We start from the raw sequence: 5,391 nt of genomic DNA on the forward strand, positions 1-5,391 counted from the left end.
GCACGGAGTAACGGCGCAGCAATTCCAGGATCACGTCCTTGGCGTGCACCCAGGGCTTGAGCTGGCCCGTGAGCCAGACGCGCACGACCTTGGGCATCGGCACGTAGTACGCGCCGCCTCCCATCGCCACGGCGACGTCGAGTCCGCCCGCGCCGATGGCGAGCATGCCCGTCGAGCCGCAGAGGGGCGTGTGGCTGTCGGTGCCGAGGACGAACTGCCCCGGAATGCTGAAGGTCTCGAAGTGCACCTGGTGGCAGATGCCGTTGCCCGGCTTGGAGAACCAGGAGCCGTAGCGCCTCGACGCGGTCTGAATATACCGGTGGTCGTCGGTGTTCCGCGAGTCCGTCTGGTTGACGTTGTGGTCGATGTAGCTGACGACCTTTGACGGCTTCACGCGCGGGAAGCCCATGGTCTCGAACTGCAACCACGCCATGTTGCCGTTGGTGTCGGTGAGCAGGCACTGGTCCACGCGCAGCCCGATCTCTTCGCCGGCCACGGCCTTGCCCGCGACCAGGTGAGACTCGATCAGCTTCCGCGCGAGGGAGAGGCCCAACGCTACCGCTTCTCCACGGGAACGAAGGGTTTGCGGCCCGGGCCCTTGTAGTCGGCGCGGGGGCGGATCAGCCGGTTGTCGTCGTACTGCTCGAGGAGGTTGGCCGTCCAGCCCGCGATGCGGGATGTCGCGATGACCGGCGTGAAGAGGTCCACGGGAATGCCGATCGAGTAGAAGAGCGGCGCCGAGTAGAAGTCCACGTTGGGGATGAGCTTCTTGGTCGCGCTGACCTTCGTGTGCAGCTTCACCGCGAGGTCGTACCACTGCGCCTGCCCAGTCTCCCGGCAGGCGGCCTCGGCCATGCCCTTCAGGATCGCCGCCCGCGGGTCGCCCGCCGTGTAGACGCGGTGGCCCATGCCCATGAACCGGCGTTTCGCGGCGAATGCCTTGTCCACGAAGCCGTCCACGTTATCGAGCTTGCCGATCTCGAGCAACGTGTTCATGACGGCCTCGCCCGCGCCGCCGTGGAGCGTGCCCTTTAGGGCGCCGACGCCTCCCGCCACGGCGGAATGCATGTCGGACAAGGTCGCCGCGATCACGCGCGTCGTGAAGGTCGAGGCATTCAGCTCGTGCTCGGCATAGAGGACGAGGCTCGCGTCGAAGGCCTTGGTGGTGACGTCGCTCGGCTTCTTGCCCGTCAGCATGTAGAGGAAGTTAGCCGCGAGCGAGAGGTCCTTCGACGGCGGAACGGGCTCCTGTCCGCTCCGGACACGGTGATGGGCGCAGATGGCCGTGGCGAACTGGCTGGTCAGGCGCACGGCTTTGCGAAGGTTCGCGGCATGAGAGTTGTCCGTCGTGTCGGGGTCGTGCATGCCGAGGATCGCGACGGACGCCTGGAGCACTCGCATGGGATCCGTCTGCTTCGGCATGAGCGCGAAGGCCTTGACCAGATCGCCGGGGATGGGCCGCGCGGCCGCCAGCTCGGCCATGAAGCGGTCGAGCTGGCTCTTGTTCGGCAGCTCGCCCATCCAGAGGAGATACGCGACCTCCTCGAAGGTCGTCTTGCGCGCGAGGTCGTCGATGTCGTAACCGCGATAGGCGAGGCGGCCGTTCGCGCCGTCGAGATCGCAGAGCTGTGTCTCGGCCGCGACGACGCCTTCGAGGCCGCGGATCAGCTGGGTGCCTTCAGCCATGGATGGTGTCCTCTCAGGACGGGCGCTTGATGCCGAAGGCCGGCAGGACGGTCTCGACGAAGCCCTGGAGCGCCTCGAAGTCGTAGGGGCCCTTGCGGAACGCGAGATTCACGCGCTGGACGCCCACCGACTGATAGGCCTGGCACATCTCGAGCGCGTCTTTGGGCGTGCCGCGGAAGAAGCCCTTGCGCTCCGGGTTGTCCCCCCAGTGCGATTTGAAGATCGCCTCGCCGCGCAGGACACCCTTGGAGTCGGCTCCCAGGTAGCAGCCGACGTTGACGGTCCGCTTGAGCGTCTTGGGGTCGCGGCCTTCCTTGGCGCACCAGTCGTCGAGGATCGCGTTCTTGGCCTTCCACGTCTGCGGATCGATGTAGGGCGCGTTCCAGCCGTCGGCGTACTTCGCCGCCGTCCGCAGCGTGCGCTTCTCGCCCTGGCCGCCGACCCAGATGGGCAGGCGCTTCTGGATCGGCTTGGGATTGCAGCGCGCGTCGTTGAGCTGGAAGTACTGGCCCTTGAAGTTGGAGACCGGCTCGTCGAAGAGCATGCGAAGGATCTGCACGGCCTCCTCGAGATGGTCCTGGCGGATCCCGATCCGCTCGAAGGGAATGCCGAAGCCCTCGTACTCGTGCTGATGCCAGCCGGCGCCGATGCCGATCTCGCAGCGACCGCCGGAGAGGTGGTCGATGGTGCAGATGGCCTTGGCGAGGACGCCGGGGTTGCGGTAGTTGACGCAGATCACGAGCGAGCCCACGCGCACGTGCTTGGTGTCGAGCGCGATGGCCGTCATCGTGCTGATCGCTTCGAAGCAGGGGCCGTTGCCGTCGCGGTACGGAGACTCCTGGAAGTGATCGGCGGAAGAGAACCAGTCGAAGCCGTTGGCGTCCGCGAAGCGCCAGAGCTTGCGCATATCGGCCATCGGCCCGCCCACGTGTCCCAGGTGCATCCCGAAGGTCATCGCCATTTTCCAGTCTCCGGTAAGAGTTAACGCGTTGTCAGCGTCAAGCCGCCGTCCACCACGAGCGTCTGGCCCGTCACCCAGCGCGCCTCCTCACTGGCGAGAAAGACGGCAGCCCAGCCCACGTCCCAGCCCTCGCCCTCGGTGCCGAGCGGGCTCGCCTTTCGGCGCTTCTCGCGCAGCTCGGGCCCGACGCTCTCGACCATCGGCGTCCAGACCATCCCGGGCGCGATCGCGTTGACGCGGACGCCCTTGGGGCCGAGCTGGGCGGCGCAGGTGCGGACGAAGCCGATGACGCCCGCCTTGGCGGCGGCGTAGGCGGTGCGGCCATGGCCGCGCAGCGCGGCGACGGACGAGACGCAGATGATGGCGCCGCGCCCGCGGTCCACCATGGGCCTGGCCGCCGCCTGGGTCGCGAGAAGCATGGACTTGAGGTCGACGGACATGACCTGGTCCCACTCCTCTTCCGTCACCTCGAAGAGCGTCTTGCGCGACTCGATGCCGACGTTGTTGTGGAGGATGTCCACGGCGCCCCAGCGATCGAGCGCGGCCTTCACCATTCCGTCGCAATCGGCCTTGCGCGTCACGTCGGCGGCGAAGACGGCCGCTTCGCCTCCCTCCTGGGCGATCAGCTTGGCCGTCTCCTCGGCGTTCTCGGGCTTGGCGTCCACGCAGAGGACGCGCGCGCCCTCGCGGGCGAAGAGGATGGCTGCCGCCTTGCCGTTGCCGAGCCCCGGCCCGCGCGACCCCGCGCCGGTGACGATGGCGACTTTATCTTTGAGTCGTCCGCTCACGATTTGCCCGCCGCTCAAGACTTAAAAGACCCGTCAATGCGGACGTCCACGAGATACGGGCCGCCCGAGGCGAGCCCGCGGTGGATGGCCGGCCCGACGTCGGCAGACTTCTCCACGAGCTCACCCGCCACGCCCATCGACTTGGCGAGGCCCACGTAGTCGAGGCGCGGGTTGACCAGGTCCATGGCGACGTACTTGTCGTCCTCGGCCGAGAAGCCCTTGAGCGCGAGCGTCCGCTGCTTGAGGATGCGGTACGAGGCGTTGTTGAAGATTACGTAGACCACGGGGATCGAGTCGTGCGCCGCGGTCCAGAGCGACTGGATGGTGTACATGGCGCTACCATCGCCGACCAGCGCCACGACGGGGCGCCCGGGCTGGGCGAGCTTGATGCCGAGCGCCGCCGGCAGCCCCCAGCCGATGCCGCCACCGCGGAGGCCGTAGAAGCCCTTTGGGTCCCGCGATTTGAGCAGGTCGCGCAAACCGCCTCCCGAAGAGATGCTCTCGTCCACGACGACGGCGTCGTCGGGCACCGCGTCGGCGACCGCCGCCACGAGGGACAGCGGCGTGATGGGCGTGCGCCCGGCTTCGGCCTGGGCGCGCGCGCGCAGATCGGCGATCTTGGCCTCGCGCGCCTTGTTCAGCTCGATCGCGCGGGACTTGGCGGCCTTGACCGCGTCGGGCGAGAGGCGCCGGCGCAGCGCCTCCGCCAGATCCGGCAGCGTCGCCTTGGGATCGCCCTGAATCGCGACCTTTGCCGGGTAGTTTTTGCCGATCTCCCACGGGTCCAGGTCCAGGTGGATGAGCGGCAGTCCTTCAGGCATGGGCTCGACATCCGACGGCAGCGAGAGGGTGAACATGTCGCCGCCCACGGAGAAGAGCAGGTCGTGCTTCATGAGGAGCGCCCGGATCGGCGGGCCCAGGCGCGGGAAGGCGCCCGCGTAGAGCGGGTGCGTGAACGGGAAGGAGCAGGTCGAGGGCACGCACTCGGCGTAGACGGGCGCGCCGAGCAGCTCGGCGACTTCCGCCATCTCGGCGAGCGCGTCGCCGTGAGCAACCGCGTCGCCCGAGATCAGGATGGGGCGCTGGGCCTTGACGAGGAGGTCCGCCGCCGCCTCGATCGCCGCCTTGTCGCCGCGGATGCGCGGGGCGATGCGCGTCGTCTCGAGAAGGTCGACCTGGCGCTCGGCGTTCAGCACGTCCACGGGCAGCGCCAGGAAGACGGGGCCCGTGGGATGCGCCTTGGCGGTCTTGGCCGCCCGGCGCACGGCGCGCGGCAGGTCCTCGAGCCGCGTGATCTCGTAGGACCACTTGACGAAGGGGCGCGCGACCGGCGGCAGGTCCGACCACAAAATGGGCTCCGTCAGGTTCATCGCCTGGTCGTGCTGCCCGGCGGTGAGCAGGAGCGGCGAGCCCGCCTTCATGGCGTCGTAGAGCATGCCCATCGCGTTGCCGAGCCCCGGGGAGGTATGGACGTTGACGGCGGCGAGCTTGCCGCTGGCCTGGGCGTAGCCGTCGGCCATGGCGATGGCGACCGACTCCTGCAGCGCCAGGATGTAGCGGATGCTGGGCTCGCGCGCGAGGCCGTCCATCAGCGGCAGCTCGGTCGTGCCGGGGTTGCCGAACATGATCTCGACGCCTTCCTGCTTGAGGATCTCGAGGAAGGCCTGCTTGCCTGACGTGAAGGGCATCGGAGACTCCTCCCAAGGGTGACGGTCTCGCCCACGCGCTGCGCGCCGTAGAACGCGCCGGAAGGGGCATTCTACGCCCGCTTCCTTGACTGCGCCAGAGGCGGCCTGTACGCTCGGCGGCGATGGCACCGCCCTCCGTGTTTCTCGACGCGTGCCGGCGCCGGCCGACCGCGTTCACGCCGGTGTGGCTCATGCGCCAGGCGGGGCGCTATATGCCGGAGTACCGCGCCATGCGCGAGCGGCACGGCTTCCTCGAGCTGTGCAAGAA

6 protein-coding genes are annotated in these 5,391 nt (G+C 68.4%); 1 reads left to right on the top strand and 5 read right to left on the bottom strand.

Annotation, left to right across the window (positions count from 1 at the left end):
- The 5 genes from VGV06_20760 to VGV06_20780 all read right to left on the bottom strand — a co-directional run.
- Positions 1 to 553: aconitase family protein (locus VGV06_20760; GenBank protein HEV2057571.1), on the bottom strand; the 553-nt coding region annotated here is incomplete at its 3' end.
- Positions 554 to 555: 2 nt separating this feature from the next.
- The gene (locus tag VGV06_20765; protein HEV2057572.1) at positions 556 to 1,686 is read right to left on the bottom strand and encodes a citrate/2-methylcitrate synthase; all 1,131 of its coding nucleotides are present in this window, start codon (positions 1,684 to 1,686) and stop codon (positions 556 to 558) included.
- A 13-nt stretch (positions 1,687 to 1,699) separates the two neighbouring features.
- Entirely contained in the window at positions 1,700 to 2,647 is a 948-nt protein-coding gene (locus tag VGV06_20770) for an LLM class flavin-dependent oxidoreductase (protein HEV2057573.1), read from the bottom strand.
- 20 nt (positions 2,648 to 2,667) lie between these two features.
- The gene (locus VGV06_20775; protein HEV2057574.1) at positions 2,668 to 3,435 is read right to left on the bottom strand and encodes a glucose 1-dehydrogenase; all 768 of its coding nucleotides are present in this window, start codon (positions 3,433 to 3,435) and stop codon (positions 2,668 to 2,670) included.
- A 14-nt stretch (positions 3,436 to 3,449) separates the two neighbouring features.
- Positions 3,450 to 5,123, bottom strand: a complete 1,674-nt coding sequence (locus tag VGV06_20780) for a thiamine pyrophosphate-binding protein (protein HEV2057575.1) — start codon at positions 5,121 to 5,123, stop codon at positions 3,450 to 3,452.
- Between the two features lie 122 nt (positions 5,124 to 5,245).
- Here VGV06_20780 and VGV06_20785 point away from each other — a divergent pair.
- The coding region (locus tag VGV06_20785; GenBank protein ID HEV2057576.1) for a uroporphyrinogen decarboxylase family protein at positions 5,246 to 5,391 on the top strand (146 nt) is incomplete at its 3' end.

It is taken from the genome of Candidatus Methylomirabilota bacterium, from assembly GCA_035936835.1.
Classification (GTDB): domain Bacteria; phylum Methylomirabilota; class Methylomirabilia; order Rokubacteriales; family CSP1-6; genus AR37.

Coding starts and splice junctions, on each gene's coding strand:
- VGV06_20765 (HEV2057572.1), bottom strand. CDS start 1,686: ATGGCTGAAGGCACCCAGCTGATCCGCGGCCTCGAAGGCGTCGTCGCG.
- VGV06_20780 (HEV2057575.1), bottom strand. CDS start 5,123: ATGCCCTTCACGTCAGGCAAGCAGGCCTTCCTCGAGATCCTCAAGCAG.
- VGV06_20770 (HEV2057573.1), bottom strand. CDS start 2,647: ATGGCGATGACCTTCGGGATGCACCTGGGACACGTGGGCGGGCCGATG.